A 26,563-nucleotide genomic window follows, 5' to 3' on the forward strand; every position below is an offset into this window, starting at 1 on the left:
GTGGTTAATATGTAAAAAGGAGAGGTAGCTGAATTAGCTACCTCTATTAATTTACTTATCTATACAATGTGAAGTTTCCTACAAACTCTCTAGTATCTTCAGCACCATTTAATTTAATGACGTACCAGTAATCTCCAGTTGGCAGCTCATTTTCCTGATAGAATCCGTCCCAACCATCTTCATTATCCTTGAAGGTGAAGACAGAACGACCATATCGATCGTAGATGCTGATGAAAATCTCCGGATAAACCTCTATGTTTTCTGGCATCCAAAAATCGTTTTGACCATCGCCATTAGGAGTAAAGAAATTTGGAATTTCTATATCAATGAATTCAATGAAAATACTTTGTGTAACCTCACATCCATTTTCATCAATTACAGTAATGTCATAGGTGTCTGTTTCGGTTATATAGAATATATTTTCTGAACCTTGTTCAACACCATCAATATAGAACGCATAGTTTTCTTTTCCTCCTACAGCAGTTGCGGTAATTTGGTTAATATTACTTTCTACAACCGTAAGCTCTAACGGGTCAAAAGCTTCTATAACGACATCATAAGTAGCAATACATCCATTTGCATGAGAAATACTGATATAATGATTGCCAGGAGTTAAATTACTGAAACTACCATTTAATTGCATTTCTAATGGATCTACGGTGTCCAAACCAAATAGAATATCATTTTCAATACTTGGGTCGTTCAAAGTTATACTTACATAATTACTAGGACTGTTACCATCACATTCATAAACTGGTTCAACAACGGCACTTAAATCAACACCGGCATCTATAGTAACGATTATTGTTTCTTCACAACCTTGTGCATCTTCAATAAATATGATATAATCACCAGCAGCCAAGTTTGTAAAACTTAACCTGTCTTGTATAAAATCAGTTTCGGATTCTAAACGGGTGCTGTATGGAGCAGTACCACCTATTATGGTTAAATCAATTGTGCCATCTTCTTCACCTACACAAATTTCAGGAGTGGTTGCAGTTGTAATTTCTAATACATCTGGCTCTTCAATAGTAGCTTCAACTAGTTCAAAGCAACCGTTAGAATCTTGTGCAATAATAATATAATCACCAGGTGCCAATTCATCGAACGTATTGTCATCACTAAAACGATCTAAGTTTGGTGAAATAGCATATTGATATACACCAGAACCACCAAGCATATTTACCGTAATAACACCATCTTCTTGTCCATGACAAGTGACATCATTAAAAGTAGTATTTGCAGTATCTATTAGCAGTTCATCTGGTTCGGTAATTGAAATCAATAAAGAGGATACTTCACAATCATCGCTCTGAACCCTTACATAATATGGTCCCGCCAATAAATCTGTAAATAGACCTGTTGGTTGATTTGCACGTACTTCATTTGTTAATCCTGCATCAGAGAATAGGGCATATTGATAGTTGCCTAACCCGCCTTGCGCTTCTGCATTTATGACTCCGCTATTATCACCATTACAGCTAATAGTTGGGTTGTCATTATCTAGCGTAATAGTTAACGGTATAATCGGATTAATAGTAACGCTGTTACTTAGTACCGACACACAACCAAAACTATCTTGAATATAGTACTGATATGTATTTGGCAACACACCTGTGAAAAGATGGGTGTTAGGTCCGTTGGTTTCGTTCATAGCATTGAATGCAGATGTACCATCGGTGTTCCACATATATGGACCAGTACCACCAGAAGCAGTTAATAACAGTTGCGCATCATCTAAACATGTTGCTCTTTGCTCAGTTATTAATTGACCTCTAACTTCAACTGGTTCGGCAATTTCAACGATACTGGTTTCATCAGAACAGTTTAAGTCATCTAGAATAGTAACACTGTAATATCCTGATCTTAAATTCATGAATGTTGCTGTGGTCTGAGAACTAGATGTTTGTAAAAGGTTAGCTCCAGGTCCATCACCATCATATGTTTTAAGAATGTATCTGTAATTTGTAGATACTACTCTTGGCGTAAACGCTGCAGTAATAATACCGTCTGTATCACCTTCACATTCTAAACCTACAACAGATTGAATATTAGCAACAATCGGTTCTGGCGGAGTTAAGGTAAACGCATTGGTAAAAGTTTCTGTACAACCTAAATTATCGGTTACTTCTACTGTATATTGACCATCACTTAAACCGGTAAATAAATTACTGTTTACTTGATTTGCTGTATAAGTTGTTGTTGAACTAACATTTGTTAACATTATATTGAATGGAGCTTCACCACCATTAGGAGTGATGTTTGCACTACCCATGTCATTACTACAACCAACATCTTTTGTTTCTATCGTTGCTAAAGTTATTGCAGCACTTGGAGATGTGATCGTAAATGATTTTTCTTGAATACATTCAGGAGTTCCAACTTGTGAAGCTCTTAAAATATAACTACCTGCTGCAACAGGAATAGATGCTGTTGTACCTGTTCCTGTAAAAGTATCTGCATCATCTGTACGTGTAGTAGCTGTTCCATCGGCATTTAAAACTTCCCAATTGAAATCACCTGTGTAGGTAGCGTCGGTAAACGTTACTTCAATAGCCCCATCTGTTCCAAAACATACTACATCTGCAAGTTTATTCACTTCAATACTAAATGTATTTGGGTCTTCTACAATATGGGTTCTTGTTATTTCACAACCTGTAGTTACATTTTTAATACCAATAGTATAAGTGCCAATAGCTAAGTTTGTAAAAGTATTGTCACCAGTCTGGTACGTGGCAGATGGTAATATTCTAAACTCATAATTAGCAAGATTTGCCGTAGTGTTGGTTACAGTACTATTTACATTTATAGTAATATTTTCTCCACTGTTTACACAGTCTAAATCTCTATCTACATTTACTGTTGCGTCAATAAAAGTGTCATAAGGGTCTATGGTAACAATATGTTCTGTAGAACAACCTTCGTCATCGTATACACGAACAATAATATCACCACCGGCCGCATCTGTGTGCGTATAGGTTAAACTACTGCTGTTTTGAAGTACATTCGAAGTTGCATCATCTATAAATTCATAACGATTGTATGTTCCACTACCACCATTAATTGAACTTGCGTCTATTGTTATTGTGGCATTGTCACCATCATTACCTGTGGCACAACCAAATTGGTCAGGAACGGGAGCAGTAAATGTTACAGCTGCATTTTCATCTATAACCACTGTTTTTACTGTGGTACAGTTATTAGGGCCTCTTGCGGTTACATCATATGAGCCACCAGGTAAACCTGTGAAAGATTGGGTGGTTGCATCCCAAATAGCCGTTGCAGGCATAGGGTTTATCGTATATGTTAACGGATTATTTCCATTATTTACTTGAACCAGTTCTATGCTTCCATCTTCCGCACCTGAACAACTAACTTCAATAGGAGTTGCCATGAAATCTGGACGCGTAGCCGCAGGAATAGTTACTGCAAAAGTTCTACTACAATTTGGTGAAGCCGTGCCTATATCATAAACATTGACCGTATAAATTGTATCTACCGTATTATCTGGAACGGTTACTGGAACATTCATAGCACCACCGGGTAACGCCTGTCTTGTTTCAACATCATTAGATGAGCTGTCAAGAATTTCAAATTCATAATTTCCAGAACCTGAAATACCTTCAATAGCTATTTCAGCCTCAAAACCAGCATCACAACCAGGTGCCTTATCTAAATTAGCAGAAGCCTGTAGGGTAGGGTGTACCACTATATTAGTGTCTTCTGTACAACCTGTAGCATCTTTTATGAATATAGTATAACTTCCTGCTGCTACGGTGTTATAAGTTCCACCATTATTTTGGTATGTACTACCGCCATCAATAGAATAAAGAATAGTTCCTGTACCTGTAGCATCTATAGTTACAGATGCATTTGTACCACAATTTGAAATTACTACGTCATCTATTGTTGGTGCAGCCGTAAAGTTCATAGTTACATCGCCTAGGTTATATGAGCAACCATATTGATCTTCTACTGTTACGTTGTAAGTACCTGCAGGTGAGTTTGCCGCAATTGCTATAGGGTTATCGCCAGTTGTTGTAATAGTAGCAAAAGGAGCAGGACCTGTAATGGTATAGAAATAAGTACCTCCACCGCCTTGAACATTGTCTATCTTGATTAGACCAGGATTTTCACACGAAATATCTTGAATAGAATCTGGTGAACCTGTAATTATCTCTAATTCATTTAGAATAGCATTTTCACTGGCACTGATACATTGTTGAGCACCAGCATCGTCTATTTGTGTTACCTGAATATAGTATTCATTAGCGGAAAGGCCACTTACTGTAATAGTATTACTATAGGCCACAAAACCTGCACTTTGATCGATAATGTTATTATCGGTATCAAATAAGGTCCATTCCATTCTATTTTCTGTCAATCCATCTTCATCAACTATTGTGTATGTAATTTCACCGTTGTTTGCTAAATTACAAGAAGGATTAATTTCTGGTGTAATGGTCATTGGTAGACCACCAGCAATTTCATTTACATTAACAGTACTTTGTCTTATACAAGTACTTGGTGTGTTGTTATCCCTAACATAGAATACATAAGTTCTACCTGGTATTAAGTTCGTGAATTGATAGCTACCGTGACCTGCAGTTACTGCGCTGCCATCTAAATGAAGACTACCGCCAGGAAACCATGTAGCAATGCTTTCATCAAAGTTTGATGGGTCGTTAGAGAAAGCATACTCGTAGCCAGGTACACCTTCGCCACCTTGTACCGTTACTTTTAATTCATCACAGTTTTCAACTACTGATGTGGTTGTAATATCTAAATCATCTAATGGATATGGTATTATTTCTCTTGGTAAATCTGTTTGACAAATTAAATTGTTACTGCCATCTTTTGTACGTATTGAAGGAAAAACTTCATCTCCTGAAGTATACCCTCTAAATATTGGTGATGGCTGCCAAGTTGTACCTCCATCAGCACTAAATTCAAGCGTACCCGCAAGACCTGTAGTTACATTGGTAAAGTCAAAACCAAATTCTGTAGCTCCACCTGAACAATCACTAGCATATGCTAAAAGGATATCAGATGTAAGCTCAGCTGGCGCTATAATGGTTACCGTTTCTGTTTCTGAACAACCGGCTTCGTCTGTAATTACAACGTCATATTCACCAGGTGCCAGGTTATAGTATGTTTTTGTAGTACCTACAACATTTGTTTGTATTTGATCAGGTGTACCATTAGTAACATCTACCAATCTGTAATCAAAAGGAGATAGTCCGTCGTTAATAGTAACTTCAATAGTACCAGTGCCATCATGACAATCTGGGTCTGTTGCTACTGCTGATATGTCTAATACTGGGTTGGCCGCAATAGTTTCGGTTACCATTGTTTGGCAAGCATCTGTAGCATTTGCCTTATCTCTTACATAAATTTCATAATTCCCAATATTTGCCAGCGCAATTGTTGTTGAATTACTTGCTGAGAAATCAGCATCAGTAACTGTATTTCCAGAAGGGATAAAAGCATACACGAAATTATTGTCTCCGCCTGAAGCTGTTGCAGTTAAACTACCATCTGCACATAAACTTGCATTTACAGCGACAACACTAAGTGAAATTGTCGGCGCTATTGTTATTGATTGAATAGCTGAAGCACAACCATATTGGTCATTTACTTCAATATCATAGGTTCCTTCAGATAAGTTGCTAAATGTATATGTTACCTCTGTAATAGGAGAAGGTGTTAGCCATGCTCCGCCGTTAATTCTAAATGAATAATTACCATTACCATCAGTTACAGTAGCTGTTACTGTACCGTTGTTTTGACCGTCATAACATTGTGTGGCTGTTAAACCAAAAGCTATGGTATCTGGTTGAATTACGTTTACTGTAGTAGTTGAAATAACTTCACAGTTATTCTGATCTCTAACCCTAACATGATACTCGCCAGCAGGTACGTTCAAGAATTGTGGTGAGGTACTAAAAGTTCTTTCAATAGTATTATCGGTTAATTCTAATTGATACTCATAACCAGGTGTGCCTTCAGTTGCAGATGCTTGTAAAGTAGCACCTGTATTAAAACATGTAAATTCTGCTTTTTGTTGAAGATCAGCGGTTAATGTATTTGGTGATGTCAACGTTGCCGATGTCGCTGAGGTTGCCGTACACGTATTATCGTCTATTTTCTCGACCATAACTGTATACGTACCATCGGCAAGCGCTAAGGGTGTCGTGATTGGAGATGTTGTTTCCGTAGTCCATGTTGTACCACCGTCTAGAGAATATTGATATCCAAAAGTAGGATCGAAATTAGAAACCTCAAAACGAATGCTACCATTGTCACTACCGTTACAAGTAGGATCGGTACTACCTAAAATAGCTACTTCAAAAGTTTTTCCAGTTTCTACTATAACTGATATATCTTGTGTTTTTTCACATATCTCAGGAGTCTGTGAAGCCTGAATATCATCTAATACCAAGAAGTTACCATTATCACTATTTAGATTGGTACGTAATACAACCCCAACTGCAGTATTTGCACCAGGATTAAACGTTACCGTTCTTAAATGCCAGTCGTCTGCATTGTTATTTTGTGGAACAGCTGCCGTTGCTTGGCTACTGATTATAGTACCAGAACCATCAACCAATTCTACCAATATTTCTGGGTCATTACCAGAAGCGTTATCAACTAATATATTGTAAGCGTAGAATGATATGGTGATATCTTGATTGGCAAGTGCTTCTAATCCTGTTCTTGACCATAAAATATTATTGTCACCTGCTGAGGTACTTACCCCAATTGCCATAAATCTACCATCGGTTACACCTGTATGGTCATTAGGACTTCTCCAAGAAGCATTAGGGTTGGTTATTCTGTTTGTAACTGCATATTCAGCATTGACAAGAATTCCTGCAGGACCTAAATTACAGTCCGTATCCGTACCATCTTGTGGTTCGTAGCAATATCCTGCCCCAATTTCCGCAATCTGTGTAGTTACACCAGACCCAAAATCTTCAAGGAATAAAGTACTTTGGTCGGCAGCTATTGAACTTGTATAGCCAACAGTAATTGTTTGTGTGCCTGGAGCAACATTATTGAAAACATTGCTATCTAATGGTGTGTTATCTGTACCGTTTAATTTATAAGTATAGGTAAAGTCTGTTGTGTTAGAAGGGGTGATCGTTACTACGCCGTCCCCATTACATTCATAAGTAATAGCATTCGTGAAAGTAGGGTCTATAGCGGCTGTAGGCACGGTAATTTCTAAAGGAGTTTCACAACCCAAAGCATCTTTTATAGCTAATTGATATGTACCTGGTGTTAAACGTTGCTCGTCAACTACTGTAAACGTACTTCCTCCGTCAAAACTATATTGATACGGAGCTTGACCGCCACTTGCATTTAAAATCTTTACTAAAGCAGTAGGCGTTGCAGCACCAGAAGTATCGCAAGACGCATCTTCTATAATAGAAGGTGATGCCGTTAACGTAAATGGTTGGGTAACTTCATATTCATAAGTCTCTATACAACCATTACCTGCAGTACCACTAGAATCCATAACTGTAATGGTATAATTACCTGCTGAAATATTGTTGAAGAAATTTTCTGTTTGATAAGTAATACCACCATCCAGACTATATTGATATGGAGCATTACCACCCGAAGCAGTAATTGTCAATACAGCTGTAGAAGAATCTGCACACGTAATATCTGTACTTGATGCACCTATTGTTATAGTGCCTAAATCTTCCATTTGTACGATATTCGAAAGTCCATAACATCCGTTATCATCTCTAATTACAAACACATATTCTCCATCTTCATTAGGTACATATGTTGAAGGAGAACCTTCATATCCGAATAAAAATGATGGATTAGATGTGAAATCTGAATCGGGAATAGTAGTTTCGTCAGCGTAAGGAGCAATGCCATCTTTACTATAGATAGCATATTCGTACCCTGTTGTACCACCAGTAGCTGTTAGATTTATTACACCATAAGTACACGTAATATTTTCTTGATTTGTTGCTGTTAACCTAAGTTCAGGAATTTCGTCTACCGTAATAGTACTTTCAATACTACAACCATCTACGGTAGTAGTTACAATAACATAATCATCTGCTGCAAGACCTGTAAATGTATGGGTGTTGTCAGACGATACTAAGTTGTTGGCTACTAAAGCTCCTTTACCACCACTACCGTTATCAAAGTAAAGCTCATAGCTATATTCTGGTGAAACGTTCAATGCTTGTATAGAAATTGTACCAGCATCGTTACAATCGAACGGAGTAGTGCTAGGGGTTACTTCAAAAATTCTTTCAGCAATACCAATTTCTTCGGTTTCGAATACACAACTGTTCTCAATTGGAGCACCTGTTGATGGATTAAGCTGTGTAATCTGTACTATATATGTACCGCTAGTTGCGATGTCGAAATTAGGACCTTGACCAGCACTAAATGGTACTGCGATTGAATTATTCTCAACATCATATAACTGATAACCGTAACCGCTACCTAAATCTATTACTCTAATAGAACCTTCTGTATCACAAATGATATCAGATGAATCTGGCTCAGGAATATCTAAAGTATTTTGGTATGCGTTGAAATAGAATCTACTGAAACATCCACCTTCATATCCTATAACTACTCTGTATTTTCCACTTTCGGTTACCGTAAAGTTGTCTGCAGCTGTTTCTTCGTTCCATGTCCAACCACTAGTTGTATTTGCACAGTTATCACTAACATCTCCACAAGTAGCAACGTTACAACTGGTCTCATCAAGTTTTTCCCATTTAATGCTCAATGCATCGGTTATACCTAATTGAATAAATGCACTATCGGTTTCACCACAAAGAAAAATATGTGGCATATCACTATTATCATTGGAACAAGTAACGGTTTCACCCTGAATATCATTATCAGGATTACTGTCGGTATTTACTTGATTTAAGTAACTAATAATTGGGTTGGTCTGTGTTTGCCCATATCGTTCAACAGTAATCAATTCTGTATGGTTTGCACAACCAGATGTTGATGTTTTTTCAACTATATAGTTACCTACGGTAGTTACTGACAACGTGTTTGAAGTACCGTCATTTAAAATAGTATCTCCAGAATCTATAGATCCATTATTATTAGTATCTATAGCCCAAGTGTAGGTATCAAAACCTAAACCTGCAGAAAGTGTTCCGCTAGCACCACAAAGTTCTACTGAACGTGCAACATTACAATTTAATAATGCATCAGAAACATTGTTAGCCGCAACCTCTAAAGTAGTGGTACAGGCACCTGCTGGGTTACTGCCATCTTCGTCAGAAAAGGTATTGGTATTTAAAGTGCCAGAATATGTTGCATAGGCATGGTTTTCGAGTTGAGAAGCGCAAGCCGCTACGAACTCAGAACAGTCACCGGAAAGAGAAACCGTTATTTTTATTTTATACTCGGGATCATCAATTTGAACTAATGCATCAGGTATCGTAAAAGTTATAGTTCTGGTGCTTTCCTCGTAACTACTAGTTACTCCTGGTGCATCATCAATATTTATATTATCTAAGCTTACATTATCTGGTAATACATTTTTGATCGTAAAACCAGTTGCATGATCATCTCCTGTATTCTGAAATCTTAATACATAGTTGTAAGTATCGCCTAAATCTACATTCTCTCCGTTAATATCTGTACCACCCAATAATTCAGAAGTGTTGCCTAAAACAACTACCGGTGCAAATACTTGAGTGTAAGATGCTGCATTTACGGTACCATCTGTTGGGTCAACTGCAGGAACTCCCGTTCCATATTCACCACCATCACCACCATCAGTTGCATCATCTTTATAAAATTCATTGGCATCACTACACCCATCATCATCACTGTCTAAGTCCAAATGATCAGGATAGCCATCCATATCAGTATCTAGATTGGCACAAAAACCAGAAAATGAAGCTGTATTGTAAGATAAAAAGGCAACATCTGCATTTGAACTAAGTTGTAATCGAAGGTATGCCACGTCAGCTAAATTAGCCGCAGGTATACCAAATTCTGACAATTCTACTGTTGCTAAACGGTAATCTCTAGTGGTATTGTTATAGAAAACACTTCCGTTTGCGTGGTAAATATCTAACCTGTACCTACCGACAACATCAGCAAGTGCTCCTCCGCTGTAAGCCTCTACACGCACTGCATTACCAAGAGGAGCACCTGTTGCATCATAAAGACTTACAACGTGACCGACACCACTTGGGTCTGCTACTTGAGTTAATAATATATCTGGTATACCATCGCCAACGTTAGTTGCTACAATAGGATCTATTTCATAAGTCCATGTATCGCCGATGTTAACAATACCGGTACCAAGATCCAATCCATTTTGCCCGTGGGTCAATAAAGGATTTAATGGGTCAGTGGTAGGGTCATTTATAACGGTTAATCCTAAAGCATTATCATTATTCCCATCATTTAAATTTGCTTCAAAGGTAGCCTCGCTATAAATATTATTTGAAGGGGTCAATGCCATCCAGCTAGATTCTGTGGCCGAAATATCCGAAATTCCATCATTATTGGAGTCTATACCGTCTGATAAACCATTCCCGTTGGAGTCATAAAGATTATCGTCTGCAACCCCAGTGGTAAAAGTGGTTCCTCCGGAGGTAAATGCTAATAATTCGTGTGATAAGTTTGGTAATACTGGATTTATTGAAGTTGTAGAACTTCTCCAAAAACCAGAGAAATTGGAGAAAATTTCTGTTACGGCAGTACCACCTTGTGCAGTGCTTGATGGTGAAGTGAAATTTACATCACTAGAAATGATACACATTTGTTCAACGGAATCATAAATACCATCATTATCGTCATCTAAATCAACGCTATCTACAACACCGTCATTATCAAAATCGTTATGCACTATAATTCGGGCAGAGGGCTCATCTCTTGTAATGTTTGCGTCCGTTTGGTCTTGAGTATTGGTAGCTATATTGACGAGGTTAAGTAAAGGCAAGATGTCTATTTCGTCTGCAGTTACTTCTAATGTTAAGAATGCAACTTCGCCCGGTGCCAATGTGCCTATATTCCAAACATTTCCATTCCATGATCCTGTTATGGTAGAAGCCCCTTTCAAGGTTAACCCTGCAGGAATATTATCGGTTACCTGAAGATTAGTGATTGGTAAATACCATAAGTTCTCTGCTCTGATAGTAAATGTGGCAGTTTCCCCCTCTGTTATCTCAGGTTTGTCAACGGTTTTTATAATTTGAACATCTGGCTCACAGTAGAAAATTTTAATGGTTTGTGAATCGTAGGTACATGGTCCTTTTGTCCCTCTTACATAGTAATCACCAGCAATAGTTGCGGCATAATCATAGGCATTCGCTCCAGGGATGGCAACACCATCAAAAAACCACTGGTAAGCATCGAAATTATCATCAGAAGCTTCAAAAATACTTGAACCAGAAAAACAATCACCTTCAACACCTCCGTTAATTTGTAAAACAACTTCTGGTACGGTATCAAATCCTGAAAAATAACCGGCAACACCACGAGCGCCATGAAAACCAAAAAAACCAATAGCCATTGGTCCAGTAGAGGTCACGTTAATATCTCCGTCAAGATTGGGTATAAAAAATGTTTTCCAATCATCAGAGCCAGCTACCGGGTCTGAAGCTGGTTTGGAAACCTCTACACCATTTTCAAATACCTTAACATTGGCATCTGGAGTGTTTACAGAAGCAATAATCGTTAATCCACCGGTAACATCAGTACCAGCCATGTTTCTAATGTCTGGAATATTGTCCATTACATCTGGTAATAAACAATTTACCGGTGCTACAAAGTTTAGGCCTTGAGTGTAATTTGCAGCTGCTCCAGCTAAACTTTGATACGCATAAACATCTTTAGAGGTTTGTACGAACATATTTGCACCTGCTGAATTATTGGAATAATAAGAACTTGGTATTTTGAAATATTCACCATTGTTAATAGTTGCAATAGCCGTAGTGCCTCCATTTACGAATACTTGTGTGTTGTCTGCCGTAGCTATTACTAAAGGAAACTCCGTAAGTCCGCTAGTAGAACCATTACCTCTAATAAATACATAATCTTTACCTAGTTTATTAATAGGTACTGGTTGATCTATACCGGCATCTCTATGGCTTTGTCCATCTTCACTACCAAAGTTCATGGATCCATTACTTATTACAATATCTTTTGTAGCTACAATAGAAGCCCCGATCCACCCATCTTCATGAGCCTGTGTTGGCGAAGTACCTATATAAGTTTCATACACAAAAGATTCATTTGCATTTAATGTTATGGTGTGGGAATTAGCTGTTATACCGGCTCTGTCATTACCTACTCTAAATTCGCAACCAGGGTCGTAACCAGATAAGACAACTGTTGTGTTGTCTTCTGTTGCCATAATACCTAGGGTATTAGATTTAGATACTTGAGCACCTTTGTTGGGTACACCTCCCCATTTAAAATTGGTACCCATTGCTTGTCTACCCTTTGCTGTCAGTGACGCAGCTTGTGCACCAGAGTTACCTCTGTAGTTAACATAAAATTTTTCTCCACCCGCAGATATAAAACGTAAACCACTATTGGTAAGTACTGTACCAGTGTTAGCATTAGTAACTAGGGTAATATTGTTATCACCATCAGCCAAAGTCCATACACCAGGGTTAAGTCTGTCAATGGTAAATGTACTTACGATAGTATTGGAAGTACCTCGATAGGCGTAAACATTGAAAGGTGTCGTTTCTGGAGTTGATAAATATATCGCTTGGTCTTCTATAGCTTGTTTATTTTGACCTTGTTTCATTGGTGGTAAATAATGAAGGTCGCTCAATTGTGCAAAACCCAAGAATGAGTTAAATGCAATTAGTAAGAACAGAAGAAATTTAATGTTAGTTTTAATGTGCGTATTCATCGGTATGGTTTCAAGTAGTACTAAAACAAATAAAGCAACCTTTTTCCTCTTGGCTAAAAAAATGTTGTATAAGTGCGATTTATGTAACTGTAGGAGTAAATTCTATATGCTTGGTAAAATTTATTTAATTGAATTGATTATTTTGTAAGTAAATTTGAAGCATGTCAGAAGAAAGATTGATGTCAAAAAAGAAACCAGCTTACCCTGTAAGTGAGGCCTTGGATGGCTATTTGGAACACTATAGCAGAAAGATTGAAATACCCATTTTTTACGACGATTTGCTTCGGTTTTCTGGGTCGGTTGTGGTGTATGATAAAAATGATGAAGATACCCTTTGGGTACGTGCGTATTATTCAGAATTTGATAGAAAAGAAATAGATGATAGTTTAAAGAAAGTATATTCTATTTTACATTCTGATGGAAGCGATAATATTCATCAATATTTAAATGTTGATGCTGTTGATTTCTGTACGTTCGGTAACTCTAAACCTTTTAGAATTAAAGTTAGAAATATATTGAATGATAATTTCACCTATTTCTATGTAAAAAAGACGGATGCATCTCGTATTTATGGGTTAGAATTAGAGCATATGCTTTCACCATACAACCTAAACTTTTTGGTGTATAAAGACACCTTAATTGAAGAACATATTGCAGGTATACCCGGGGATGAATTTATCAAACATAATTTGCCCAAATGTACCCCTAGAGAAAAAGCGCAACTGGCAAAAGAATTCGTAAAATTCAATGAACGTTGCATGATTAGATTACTAGGAGATATGAGGTCATATAACTATGTAATAGTGCCTACACATGATTTTGACCATGTAGTGTATAAAATACGTGCCATTGATTTTGATCAACAGTGTTTTGAAGGCAAGTTGAAAGTATATAGACCGCAGTTTTTTAAGGAAAATTACCAAATGGTTGAATTGGTTCGTAAAAAGTTAACCCATGATTCTGTGGATCAATACAAATTAGAAGAGCGTTCTATGGTGGCTAAAAGAATTTTAAGTTCTGGAAACAGAATTAAAAAATTACGAGCTATCTGTAAAACTGATGAAATTTCTACCCCAGAAAATATAGCTATGTTAAGAGAACAGATTGAAGTTCTTACTATGGATATGGACTTTCAGACTTGTAAAACTATGGGTGAGGTACTAGATTTAGCGCTTAATTTTGTTCGTAGAAATTATGAAGACGTAAGTGTAAAACAGATTATAGAACACAATATTAAAATTAATAACTAAAATATTTAAGCAGTTATAATATTTAAAAAGCCGATTATTTTCTTATGAAAATAATCGGCTTTTTGCTTGTTAAAAGCTCAGTAATTTTAAGAACAACTAGCTCTTTTGTTCTTTGTTAAAGTACACTAAGTAATAATACATTTGTCTTTCTTCATCCCAACCTTTTTCAACAAATTTTTCTGCAGATTCTGGGTTAATGAAATCCATTTTAATCTGAATATTGGTATCCAAATTAATAACATTCTTTATCTTTTTACGAGCATCTGAAACTGCCTTGTTGGCAATGTCAAACGTGGAAACATCTTCAATGCTAAACTTAGGGCCTTTCTCTGCTTTGTAATGTTTAAATTCTGGAATCAATTCAGGATTTTCCATCACCTCGTTTAAGAAAGTAGTCTCTTCAAAAGCATCATTTTTTGCAAAGTGGTTTACAGCACGGTTCATGAATAAAACCTCTTGTTGCTTGTCTTCTGCTGGTAAAACAACCTCTTTAGCAAAATCTTGACAAAATTTCAAATAGTTTTTTGTCTTAAAGTTGTCATCTGAAAGTGGTTCAACACCTAAAAAATTTTCTATCCAATACTTTGTGTCGTACTTATTACTATCTACTGAAAGTACCTTGTAACCCTCTTCTTTTTCAACGTTGAAAATTAAACACCCTTTATCTAGTTTATTTATATTGATACCTTGTTGAATTACGATATCTAAATTGCTGTTCTTTTCTTCGAACTGAATAAAATCGTGTTTTAACTCACTTTTAAAGATACCTATGGCATCTACTTTTTTATTGTCTAAAAGCAACCCAGAAAGAAAAGCAACATATACTTCACCACTTTTAATATGTGGGTGGTTAGATTGCTCAAATAATAAAGAGGCTACTTTTTTTGAATTTAAATGTGCTTTTGAAGGGTCTTCAAAAACTTCACTTACTATTTTGTATAATTCGTTGAATTCAACATCAACTTCATTAGCTAGTTTAAAATAGTTCTCTTCTTTTTCTCTAAAAGGCTTAAAAAAATATTCTTTTAACAGCCCTGTAGTTTCGTCATTAAGTCTAAATGGTTCTTCTGAAAGAAAAACACCTTCATTCTTATTTTTGTTACCAACTCTATGTATAGAAATACTTTCAATTTGGGTAGCATATAGGTTAATCATAAAATGTTCTAAATTAAATGGTTAGTAAGCGAAAATATATTTTAACTCGAAATTTAATTCCAATTTTCATCGAAATCTAAATCGTCGTAATTTTCAAAAGTATCATCGAAATCGAAAGCGCTGTTCTCAGCTTCAAAGTTCTTTTCTGGCGGAGTTTCTGGTAGCTCACCAAATGTAAAAAGTACATTAGGGTAAGAGCGACCATCTTCATTTTCTTGAATATCTGCAAGCTCAACGAAAAACGTCCACATGTTCATGAAGTCATAAACATAAATCAGTTTAGGGTTGTTCTCGGTCATAATATCCTCTAAAAAGGTTTCATTCATTAACCGTACATCAGTACCAGATTCACTCATATCAAAAAGTGCAATCTCTTCGTCTTGTTTCCACTCTTCATCACAGGTGTAAAAAGAAGCCATTTCATTACCTAAAAAGCCAAATGCCTGAGTAATGGCATTATGAAATTCTTCTAATGAATTATGGGACTCAATCTCTAAATCTCTGAAAATATCTTCTTCAGCGTCTAGAATTACACGAATTTTATAAATCATACCTTAATTTTTGTGGGAGGGCAAAGTTACGAAGTTTTCGAATCTTTTCTAGGCATTAATGCATCTAAAAGTATGTAGAATTGAACTCCGAATAGAATAGAGGCCAACACAAGATGTAACGGCTGACTAGCAAATGGAAAATCTAAATAGTTCATGGCAATACCCGTAAATATTTCTACCACCAGTAAAAACAAGACCCAGTAAATTTTAAAGTGGCCTAAATCTAACTTTGTAATTCTATATGCTAAGAAAGCGTTTACTAAAATGACAAGGATAGAAAATGAACGGTGTATATAAAATAATAATTCAGGGTTTCTCAACCAATGATCTCTTGCATTATAACCGAAAATGTCTATTTGCTCGTCTATAAATTGTCGAACTTGGGTACCCATGGCAATTTGAATAAGTGTCAATACTATTGCTACAATACTGATATTCAATACTAATTTATCATATTTAATACGTTTATTCTCTTCATTTGCTAAATAGATAACGTAAAGTAATATGGCTACGATTACTAATGCCATAAGCATGTGAACGGTGATTTTTGCGGGCTCTAAAACGGAGTATACAACCGTTGCTCCTAACCAAGCTTGAAAAACCATGCCTGCAACCACTAACCATGATAGTATGGGTATACGCTTTTTCTTCTTCCAAAATTTAATAGACATTATGGCTAACAGAAGGGTGGCAAGACCGGCTAAGGCACCAAAAAGCCTATTTATATATTCTATCCAGGTATGCCAAGGGTTAAATTCTGCATAATCATGTTTAGTGTATAATTCCCAGTTTTCAGAATTGAACGAATTGCTAGTTGTGAAATCTTTTTTAGAAACCTGTAAGGATTCACGATAAATAATCACTTGACCTTTTTCAAACAATCTATCTGGCTGCCATTGTATTTCGGTTACCTCTGTTGGGGGTATATAGTAGCCAAAACATTTGGGCCAATCTGGGCAACCCATGCCACTACCTGTCATTCTAACAACGGCACCTGCGACAATCACTAAATAAACTAATACCAAAGATATTTTGGCAATTTTTCTAAATGTAATATCCATAAATAATATCCATTCTATTTTATACTCTGTAGACCTAATTCAGCACCCTTAAGATACATGAAATCTTGTGCAGCTTTATATTCATTTGGTATTTCTCCTTCTAAAATCGCTTCTTTAATCGCTTCTTTTATAATTCCGATTTCTTTCGATGGTTTTAATGAAAAAGTTTCCATTATTTCTTCTCCACTAATAGGTGGTTGAAAGTTTCTAACATGGTCACGCGCTTCTACTTCTTCAATTTTTTGTCGAACAATCTTAAAATTCTGATGGTATTTACGCTGCTTCTTCGGGTTTTTAGTAGTGATATCTGCTTCGCATAAAGTCATTAAATCTTCTACATTATCACCGGCATCAAAAACCAATCTACGTACAGCTGAATCGGTTACATAATCTTCAGATAGTATAATAGGTCTTGAACTCATTAAAACCATCTTCTGAACGAATTTCATTTTCTCGTTCAATGGCATCCGTAAACGTTTGAATAATTTAAAGACCATCTTGGATCCTACGAATTCATGCCCGTGAAATGTCCATCCAATTTTTTTATGGAATCTTTTGGTCGGTGCTTTACCTATATCATGTAATAAAGCAGCCCAGCGTAACCAAAGGTCATCTGTAGCTTCAGATATATTATCAACTACCTCTAAAGTATGCCAAAAATTGTCCTTATGTTTTTGACCTTCAATTTCTTCTATGCCTTGTAATGCAGTTAGTTCCGGTAGAATTAGCTCTAGTAGTTCTGTTTTATGAAGTAATGAAAAGCCTAAAGAAGGCTTTTTACACAACATTATTTTATGAAGTTCATCTAATATTCGCTCATTAGAAACAATTTTTAGACGGTCTTTATTTTCGGTAATAGCTTGTAAAGAGGGTAGTGCTATCTGAAAATCTAATTGAGTAGCAAAACGAATGGCCCGCATCATACGTAAAGGGTCATCGGAATAGGTAATGCCAGGTTCTAAAGGAGTTTTTATAATCTTGTTCTCTAAATCTGCAATACCACCAAAAGGGTCAAGAAGCTCTCCGTAGTTTGATTTGTTCAATGAAAGGGCCAAAGCGTTTATAGTGAAATCGCGTCTTTTTTGATCATCTTCTAAAGTGCCATCTTCAACGATGGGTTTACGACTATCGCGTTGATAACTTTCTTTACGTGCACCAACAAATTCAAGTTCAATACCATCACTTTTGATCATGGCAGTACCAAAATTCTTAAAAACCGATACTTGAGGTTTACCTTCTAATTTAGAGGCAACTTTTTCGGCAAGTTTAATACCGCTGCCAATGGCAACAACATCTATATCTTTAGGTATGTTACGTTTTAAAAAATAATCTCTTACAAAACCTCCAATTACATAACAGTCTACAGAAAGTTCTTCTGCAGCTTCTGATATAATCTTGAAAATTGGGTTGTTTAAAGCGTCTGTATAGCTCTCTTGCATGTTCTTAATCTCGAATAATCTTCACCGTACCATCATTAGCTAATCTAATAATTGACGAGGCGGAGCTATTCTGTTTCTCACGATGCAAATTTACCACATAGTCTACACCTTTTAAAATGGCTGAATCTATATTTTGGAAAGATTTTGGAGTAGGTTGTCCAGATACGTTGGCAGATGTGGATACAATTGGCTTTTTAAACTTACCTATCAGGTATTGGCAGAATTTATCTGATGCTACTCTTACAGCTAAAGTATTGTCTTTTGCTATTAAGTTTTTAGCCACCCCACGGGGTTTGTCGAATATTATAGTCGTGGGCTTGGTAGCTAGGTCAATAATATCATAAGCAAGATCAGATACCTTTTCAACATGTTTTTCGAGCATGGCATCGTTGGCAACTAAACAGATCAATGCTTTGCTGTCTTCGCGCTGTTTTAGCTTATATACCTTTTCTACCGCTTTTTCATTTGTAGCATCACAACCAATACCCCAAATTGTATCTGTGGGGTAGAGTATGAGTCCGCCATTTTCTAAAACTTCTATGCATTTGTTGATTTCCTCTGTCATTTGTTTTTAGCTTGGATTATAGAAAATTATTGGGCTTAATGTTGAAGTAATTGGTTATTGCTAACCATTGAGTCTTATTCTTATTGCCTCCAATGTTCGATTTTTTAAGAGATTGTTTTTGAGATCCAATTATAGGTATAGGTGTTTTAGCTTTATTTTTTGCATGCATTGACTCGGTTCCTCTTAAAAAAGCCATTGCTTTAAACCATAAATCATCTGCTTTTGGCGCCAATTCTAAAAATAATGCGGTGTCCGTTACTTTTTCTGAAAGAGATTTTGGCGGATATAAAACGCCCTCAGCGCCAATTGGTATTACGGCAGATTCTCTAAATTTTAAGTTTTTATCAAAGACCCAACTCTTATACGATTGTAATTCTCCAAGTTTGTTATATGTAATATATCTGGTCTGATTCGCGATAATTTTGTTAGGATGTGCTTGGTGTTCTTTATGTAATAATCCAAGCCAATTTGGTCTATACATCATATCATCATCACAAGTAACAATTATATCATTAGGGAATAATTCTAGACTATGAATAAGCTTTCTATGTGAACATGTTAAATCTGAATACATGATTTCAAATAAATCATTTTCTAAAGTGGCTAGTTTTTTGGGAATTTCATTTTTTAAAGAATGGTGTAACCATAGAATTATTTTCTTGGGTCGCGCATTTTGGTTTAAGAGGCTTCTTATAGTTAAATGAAGTATACCTAGCCTTGATGGAATGGAGGTTAAAGAAACAATTACTGGTATTTCTTTCTTATCTTCAGTTATCATACTTTTAGACGAAAGGGCTAAAAGTTTAACCGAATTGTAAATTGATACAGGAATTTCTTTTAACTTCATTTTACAATGCTGTAATTTGTCTCTTTATTGAGAGACCTTCTTTTCTAGCTCAAAGATAGATAAGAGTTTTATATTTTTGCAGTAATTTGAAACGTAGCATGGAGATTCCTAAAATAAGTATCATTGTTAGTACATATAATGCCGAAGAGTGGTTGAAGAAGGTACTTTGGGGCTTTGAGCAACAAATATTCAAAGATTTTGAAGTTGTAATTGCTGATGATGGATCAAAGGCACCTACGAAAGAGTTACTTGTAGAAATGGCTGAAAAGGTGCATTACCCAATTGTGCATGTTTGGCAAGAAGATGATGGCTTTCAGAAATCTAGAATATTAAATAAAGCTGTAACCGCCTGTTCTGCAGATTACATTATCATGACTGATGGTGATTGTATACCTCGTGAAGATTTTGTTCAGGTGCACTATATTAATAAAGAACCTGGTTATTTTATTTCTGGTGGGTATTACATGCTTCCCATGAATATTTCTAAACTAATTACTCTAGACGATATAGAAAATCAACGATGCTTTAATATTCAATGGTTGAAGGATAAAGGAATACCACAGACTTTCAAAAATAATAAGCTTACCGCTAAAGGATTTATTTCTAAAATTTTAAATTGGGTAACTCCTACCAATGCAAGTTGGAACGGACATAACTCTTCTGGGTGGAAAAAAGATATTGAAAATGTAAACGGATTTGATGAACGCATGCAATATGGTGGTCAAGATAGAGAGCTAGGTGAGCGTTTGTTCAACTTTGGCTTAAAGTCTAAGCAACTACGTTATAGTGCTGTTTGTGTGCACTTAGATCATAAAAGAGGGTATAAGACACCAGAATCTATTGCAAAGAATGTGGGAATAAGAAATACTACAAAAAAGGAAAAAAGCGTGTGGACGTTCTATGGCATTACTAAGTAATACGCTAATTCATTTTTTTGCTCCAATCTTTTAAGTTCATTATAACGTTCTAAAACACCCAATGAATTTAAGTAGCAAATTGTAAAACCTTTTTTACCATCTAGTATACCTAGACGTAAAAAGTAATGGTTAAAAAACTTCCAACTGGTTTTTAAAAGCATCATTACATAACTAAACTTCTTTTCTTTGTAAAATGATTCAATAGCCTTTAAACGGCCGTATTTCAGCATTTTACCTTTGTAGTCTTCGTAATTTTTATAACAGTAGTGAGTTAGTTTTTCTTCGAGAATACCAGAAGTACCATCAACATCTAATGTTTCATGAACAATTTTGCAGTCTGAAAATACAGCTTTACTTTTTCTAAAAAGTCTGTAGTTTTTATCAGTTTGCCATCCGCTGAAATTCAATTTTTCATTATTAAACATGAACTGACGATAGAACCAAAATGCTGCTATCTCAGTATCACTAGCTACTGTCTCTGAAATTTCATTTTGTAAAGCATCAGAAACAATTTCGTCAGCATCTAAAAATAAAACCCAATCATTTGTGGCTTGTTTTAAGGTAAATGATTTTTGAGCGGTAAAGTTCTCAAACGGATTTTGAATGACTTTTACTTTCGGATGCTCTTTTAAATATTCGTAAGTTCCGTCAGTACTAAAAGAATCAACTACAATAATTTCATCAGCAAAAGAAACTGATTCAATACACTTTTCAATGTACCCAATTTCGTTATACGTAATTACTAATGCGGTAAGTTGCTCTTTTTTGGTAATCATACTTTCCAATTTGATTGGTTTGCTCTAATCGGAGCGAACAAAGTTATAACAAAAAAAGAATTAAAAAATTGTGTTAAGCAGTAAAATTCTTACACAATTGAAATTCAACGTTATAGCTTGGTTCAGTTTATAAGAGGATGTTTTTTTAAATGGTTGCGTTCAATTATCAAAAAACTCCCGTCTTTTATGATAACCATATTAATGGAAGTGTAGATTGCTAAATACTTAGAAATTGTTAAGGTTGGTTGATATATTGATAATCAGTGTGCTCTAAAATATTTGAGATTCCATATATGATATCACCTTATCTTTAAAGAGATCAGAAGTAAATTCTTTGTATAATGATATAACATTTTCTTTTTTTTCTTTCTTAGATTTATTGTTTATTAGTTCAGGTTTAAAATCTTTAAGATGAACAGCCCAATTTTTTGGGTCGCTATGATAGGTAAACCAAGCTTCTTTAGAAATCCAAGGTGAGAAAATTGCAAAATTTGGAACGCCCAAAGCTTTTGACATATTTGATGCTCCACCTTCATTTCCAAAATACCCGTTGCACTGTTTTAATAATGCTAAGAAATCTCTTAATGAATTACAGAAAATATCCTCATGTATGCAATTTTTAGAATTTTCAGAACAATAACTTAATAGCTCTTGAACACTTGATTTTTGATCTGGGGTATAATTCAGAAGTATATTGATACTTTTAAGATTGGTAATTTCATTGATTAATTCAGCGAGATATTTTAAAGGATAGGTTTTGTCATCACTACTACCTTTAATTCCAATCATAAGTATTGGTTCGGATAAATCAATACCTGACTTTATTAAAAGGTCTTTAGCCTTTATTAATTCTTCTTCTCTTAAAAAGATTTTTGGAGCTAAATTTTCTTCCTTTAATTTGTCGATTAAAGGTTTTAATAATAGCAATCTATTTTCAACAGCTAAACCTAATTCAGTATCCGTAGATTTAGAATAGGTAAATAGGTCTGTATATATGAATTTTGAATACCATTTTTCGTATGAAATTTTAGTTTTTGCTTTAGAAAAATAGCTTATTAAATTGCTTTCAGTTTTACAATATACATCAATTACAGCTGTATATTCTTCCTGTTTAAATTCCTTGAGAAACTTATAGAATTTGCTTTTACTTTTTTTATACTCTTTTTTAAAAAGTATAATTTTATCAATAAAAGGATTGCCTTCAACTACAGGCAATGTATGTTCGTAGATTACATAGTGTATAGTGGCATATGGGAAATGAATTTTTAGATGTTCACAGATTAGCGTACTATTTAGTACATCGCCAATCATTTTCTGCTGAATAACTAAGAATTTATTTCCCACCACAATTTTAATTTTAATTAAAAATGGAAATTAAATATAATTATCCATTAAACCGCAACATCATACTCTCTAAGTGCATCGTTCAATGACGTCTTTTTGTTAGTACTTTCCTTTCTTTTTCCTATAATTAAGGCGCATGGCACTTGAAATTCACCAGCAGGGAATTTCTTGGTATAACTACCAGGTATCACTACTGAACGTGCTGGAACAACACCTTTTGTTTCTACGGGAGTTTCACCTGTAACATCAATAATTTTGGTGCTCATTGTTAAAACAACATTCGCTCCAAGTACTGCTTCTTTTTCAACTCTAACACCTTCAACTACAATACAACGCGATCCAATAAATGCACCGTCTTCTATAATAACTGGTGAAGCTTGTAATGGTTCAAGAACCCCGCCAATACCAACACCACCACTTAAGTGTACGTTTTTACCGATCTGTGCACAGCTACCAACAGTAGCCCAAGTATCTACCATGGTACCTTCGTCTACATATGCACCAATATTTACATAACTAGGCATTAAAATAGTACCTGGGGCAATATATGCGCCATGTCTTGCAACGGCATTTGGTACAACACGAATCCCTTTTTCTTTATAGCCTCTTTTCAATGGCATTTTATCGTGGTACTCAAAAATACCAGCTTCTAAGGTTTCCATTTTCTGAATAGGGAAATACATAACTACCGCTTTCTTTACCCATTCATTAATTTGCCATCCGTCTGCAGTTGGCTCGGCGCATCTTAATTTTCCTATATCTAAAAGGTTGATCACCTCTCTTATGCTGTCTTGGGTTGCAGATTCCTTTAAAAGGTCTCTATTGTCCCATGCTTTTTCTATTTGTGCTCTTAACTCTGTCATTTTCATAAAATTTTCTCAAATATAAGTTGAAGTACAGTAATTAGCCATGCGCATGGGCACATATAACAAATTATCCTTTATTTTTGCCAAAAATTAAGTTTGGGAAAAATTCTTGCAATTGATTACGGAGAAAAACGTATTGGCTTAGCTGTTACCGATGATATGAAAATGATAGCATTCGGTTTAACGACTGTTGCCACTGCTGAAATCTTTGAATATTTAGCTGATTATATTTCCAAAGAAAAGGTAGAGACTATTGTGGTAGGCGAGCCAAAACAAATGGATAATACCGCATCTGAATCTGAAGTGCATATTGCTCCGTTTTTGGTAAAGTTGGCAGAGAAATTTCCTTCCATGCCTATTAAAAGACATGATGAGCGTTTTACATCTAAAATGGCTTTTCAGACCATGATAGATAGCGGATTAAAGAAGAAACAAAGAAAAAACAAAGCACTAATCGATGAGATTAGTGCAACTATTATATTACAAGATTTTTTAAAGACATTATAAATGATTTTACCCATTATTGCATACGGTGATCCCGTATTAAGAAAAGTAGCGGATGATATTGATAAAGATTATCCAAAACTGAATGATTTGTTGGCTAACATGTGGGAGACCATGTATAACGCTAGTGGTGTAGGTCTTGCGGCACCGCAAATAGGATTGCCAATTCGTATATTTTTGGTTGATACAACTCCCTTTTCAGGTGATGAAGATTTAACTGAAGAAGAACAAAAACAGTTAGACGGTTTTAAACAAGTATTTATTAATGCTACTATAGAAGAAGAATCTGGTGATGAATGGGCTTTTAATGAAGGTTGCCTTAGTATACCAGATGTTCGTGAAGATGTAAGCAGAAAGGGTACCATTAAAATTACCTATTTAGATGAGAACTTTAAAGAGCATGAAAAAACTTTTGATGGTTTATTGGCTCGTGTAATTCAACATGAATATGACCATATAGAAGGGGTGTTGTTTACAGATAAATTATCGGCTCTAAAAAAGAGAATGTTGAAAGGGAGATTAACCAATATTTCTAAAGGAAAGATTAGTGTAGACTATCGCATGAAATTTCCGGCAATGAAAAAAGGACGTTAAAATGCCTTTATTATTAATAGAAAAGTGTAATATTTGTCCACTTGAAATTTTAAAATAGTTTATGGGGTTAGAGAAAATTTTATCAGTTGCAGGAAAACCAGGTTTATATAAATTGATTACACAAACCAGAACAGGTTTTGTGGCTGAGTCTTTGTTAGATGGAAAAAGAATAACAGTAAGCTTACGTAGTAGCGTTAGTGTATTGTCTGAAATAGCTATTTATACGCTTGAGGAAGAAGTGCCTTTGAGAGATGTATTCAAGAAAATACAAGAGAAGGAAAATGGAGGTAAAACATCTATTGGGCATAAAGAGGAGAAAATAAAGTTAGAAGAATACTTTTTTGAAGTACTACCTGACTATGATGAAGATCGTGTTTATGTAAGTGACATTAAAAAGGTTATTCAATGGTATAATATTTTAACTGAAAATAAGATTACTGACTTTTCTAGTGAAGAGGTAGAAAGTGAAGAAGCTTCTGAGGAAGAATAGTCTTTATGATATAATATGAATAAAAAAAGCCCTTATGGGGCTTTTTTTATGTTTAATACTTAAGGCAATGAGTGTTATTAAACTGTTCATCTATAGTATTTTACCATTCATCTATACCTTTCTTTTATCCATCATATATCAATTGAGATAAGATATTAAATACTGCAAATTTGCGGTATAGCTTAATAGTTGAAACAAAATTTGATTGATATGATAAAAGGTGATTTTGAAATTAATTGTGAATTGAAAAGTGCTTTTTTCAAAAATGCATATTCGCCATTTGTGATTCTAGACAGAGATATGAATTTTGTTGATGTAAATCAGGCTAGTGTTGATACTATTGGAATTGAAAAAGAAAATTTTATAGGTAAAAACATTCTAGATATATTCCCTTATTTAGAGGGAACAGAGCGGTATGATGCCTATAAGAATGTTATAGATACAGGCGTGCCAATAGGTTTTGATGAGTTATTGTTTAAAGGTGAATTTACTGAGGTTACTTTTATGTCTAGGGCATTTAAAATTGGAGATTACTTAGGTATCACAACCCTAGACGTTACTAATGTTATTGATACCGTTCAAAAATTAAAAAGTACTAAGACTTCATTAATAGAAGTCAATGAAAATTTGAAAAAGAAAAATCAAGAGTTAGAAGATTTTTCTTATGTAGCTGCACATGATCTAAGAGCTCCGCTTACCAATTTAAAGAGCCTATTGCGAATGGCTTTAGAATCTAATATTAGCTCTAATGAAGTTATGCCTATCGTTGAAAAAATGAATGTGGTCACCAAAGTAATGTGCGATAAAATTACCGCTTTAAATATGGTGATTGCCATTAAATCTAATTTTGGTGCGCCTAAAATAGAATTAGGTTTTTCTGAAGTTGTAAGTAAATTAAAAGCTAGTTATTCTAAAGAAATAATAGAAGGTAGAACAATAATAAAAGAAGACTACTCTGGCTGTTCTTCAATTAATTATAATAAAGTACAATTAGAGAGTGTACTTCAAGCCCTTATGTCAAATGCTCTTAAGTATAGGCATCCTAAAAGAAAATTAAGCATCAAAATTGAAACAAAACAAGTCGATGGTAAAGTTCAATTGTCGTTCAAAGATAATGGACTAGGCTTTGATCAAGAGTTTTCAGATAAAATTTTCGTCTTATTTAAACGTCTACATACGCATGTAGATGGTTTGGGTGTTGCTTTGTATATAATGAAAACTATCATTAGCGAAAACGGAGGTTCCATTGATGTAAAAAGTCAAGTAAATAAGGGCACAGAGTTTACAGTAATTTTTTAAAATAAATAATCACAAGCAT

General features: G+C 35.1%; 16 protein-coding genes. 6 read left to right on the forward strand and 10 right to left on the reverse strand.

Annotated features, from left to right (window positions below; translation table 11 throughout):
- Positions 1–55: 55 nt before the first annotated feature.
- The gene (locus tag BUC31_RS09400; protein ID WP_073243344.1) at positions 56–12,886 is read right to left on the reverse strand and encodes a T9SS type B sorting domain-containing protein; all 12,831 of its coding nucleotides are present in this window, start codon (positions 12,884–12,886) and stop codon (positions 56–58) included.
- A 161-nt stretch (positions 12,887–13,047) separates the two neighbouring features.
- Here BUC31_RS09400 and BUC31_RS09405 point away from each other — a divergent pair, with 161 nt between their 5' ends.
- The gene (locus BUC31_RS09405) at positions 13,048–14,136 is read left to right on the forward strand and encodes a hypothetical protein (RefSeq protein ID WP_073243346.1); all 1,089 of its coding nucleotides are present in this window, start codon (positions 13,048–13,050) and stop codon (positions 14,134–14,136) included.
- 96 nt (positions 14,137–14,232) lie between these two features.
- Here BUC31_RS09405 and BUC31_RS09410 read toward each other — a convergent pair whose 3' ends face one another.
- Genes BUC31_RS09410 through BUC31_RS09435 form a run of 6 tightly spaced genes read right to left on the reverse strand, consistent with a single transcriptional unit; the run spans position 14,233 to position 19,754 of the window.
- Positions 14,233–15,291: a nucleoid-associated protein gene (locus tag BUC31_RS09410; protein WP_073243348.1), complete on the reverse strand. Its 1,059-nt coding sequence runs from the start codon at positions 15,289–15,291 to the stop codon at positions 14,233–14,235.
- A 53-nt stretch (positions 15,292–15,344) separates the two neighbouring features.
- Positions 15,345–15,842, reverse strand: a complete 498-nt coding sequence (locus BUC31_RS09415; protein WP_073243350.1) for an IS1096 element passenger TnpR family protein — start codon at positions 15,840–15,842, stop codon at positions 15,345–15,347.
- Between the two features lie 26 nt (positions 15,843–15,868).
- Positions 15,869–16,903 carry a COX15/CtaA family protein gene (locus BUC31_RS09420; RefSeq protein WP_073243351.1) on the reverse strand — a complete coding sequence of 345 codons (1,035 nt, stop codon included), beginning with the start codon at positions 16,901–16,903 and terminating at the stop codon, positions 15,869–15,871.
- A 14-nt stretch (positions 16,904–16,917) separates the two neighbouring features.
- Entirely contained in the window at positions 16,918–18,342 is a 1,425-nt protein-coding gene (locus BUC31_RS09425; RefSeq protein WP_073243353.1) for a CCA tRNA nucleotidyltransferase, read from the reverse strand.
- Positions 18,343–18,346: 4 nt separating this feature from the next.
- The gene (locus BUC31_RS09430) at positions 18,347–18,907 is read right to left on the reverse strand and encodes an L-threonylcarbamoyladenylate synthase (protein WP_073243355.1); all 561 of its coding nucleotides are present in this window, start codon (positions 18,905–18,907) and stop codon (positions 18,347–18,349) included.
- A 16-nt stretch (positions 18,908–18,923) separates the two neighbouring features.
- The gene (locus BUC31_RS09435) at positions 18,924–19,754 is read right to left on the reverse strand and encodes a glycosyltransferase family protein (RefSeq protein ID WP_073243357.1); all 831 of its coding nucleotides are present in this window, start codon (positions 19,752–19,754) and stop codon (positions 18,924–18,926) included.
- Between the two features lie 98 nt (positions 19,755–19,852).
- On the opposite strand from BUC31_RS09435, the gene BUC31_RS09440 reads away from it, so the two are divergent.
- Complete coding sequence (locus BUC31_RS09440) at positions 19,853–20,671, forward strand: glycosyltransferase family 2 protein (protein ID WP_073243359.1); 819 nt, start codon at positions 19,853–19,855, stop codon at positions 20,669–20,671.
- Here BUC31_RS09440 and BUC31_RS09445 read toward each other — a convergent pair.
- The 3 genes from BUC31_RS09445 to BUC31_RS09455 form a co-directional block, all read right to left on the reverse strand.
- A complete protein-coding gene (locus tag BUC31_RS09445) occupies positions 20,653–21,447 on the reverse strand; it encodes a glycosyltransferase family 2 protein (RefSeq protein ID WP_073243361.1) in 795 nt (264 codons plus the stop codon). The genes BUC31_RS09440 and BUC31_RS09445 overlap by 19 nt on opposite strands.
- Before the next feature lie 270 nt (positions 21,448–21,717).
- A complete protein-coding gene (locus tag BUC31_RS09450) occupies positions 21,718–22,791 on the reverse strand; it encodes a glycosyltransferase family 9 protein (RefSeq protein ID WP_139251917.1) in 1,074 nt (357 codons plus the stop codon).
- Positions 22,792–22,838: 47 nt separating this feature from the next.
- Positions 22,839–23,654, reverse strand: a complete 816-nt coding sequence (locus tag BUC31_RS09455; protein ID WP_073243365.1) for a 2,3,4,5-tetrahydropyridine-2,6-dicarboxylate N-succinyltransferase — start codon at positions 23,652–23,654, stop codon at positions 22,839–22,841.
- Positions 23,655–23,753: 99 nt separating this feature from the next.
- Here BUC31_RS09455 and ruvX point away from each other — a divergent pair, with 99 nt between their 5' ends.
- From ruvX to BUC31_RS09475, 4 genes are all read left to right on the forward strand, one after another.
- Positions 23,754–24,164, forward strand: a complete 411-nt coding sequence (gene ruvX / locus BUC31_RS09460; RefSeq protein WP_073243367.1) for a Holliday junction resolvase RuvX — start codon at positions 23,754–23,756, stop codon at positions 24,162–24,164.
- Positions 24,165–24,755, forward strand: coding sequence for a peptide deformylase (gene def, locus BUC31_RS09465; RefSeq protein WP_073243369.1), 591 nt, complete (start codon positions 24,165–24,167; stop codon positions 24,753–24,755).
- 61 nt (positions 24,756–24,816) lie between these two features.
- Entirely contained in the window at positions 24,817–25,245 is a 429-nt protein-coding gene (locus tag BUC31_RS09470) for a DUF5606 family protein (RefSeq protein ID WP_073243370.1), read from the forward strand.
- A gap of 210 nt (positions 25,246–25,455) precedes the next feature.
- Positions 25,456–26,544: a sensor histidine kinase gene (locus BUC31_RS09475; RefSeq protein ID WP_073243857.1), complete on the forward strand. Its 1,089-nt coding sequence runs from the start codon at positions 25,456–25,458 to the stop codon at positions 26,542–26,544.
- Positions 26,545–26,563: the final 19 nt, after the last annotated feature.

It is taken from the genome of Maribacter aquivivus (genome assembly GCF_900142175.1).
GTDB classification, from domain to species: domain Bacteria; phylum Bacteroidota; class Bacteroidia; order Flavobacteriales; family Flavobacteriaceae; genus Maribacter; species Maribacter aquivivus.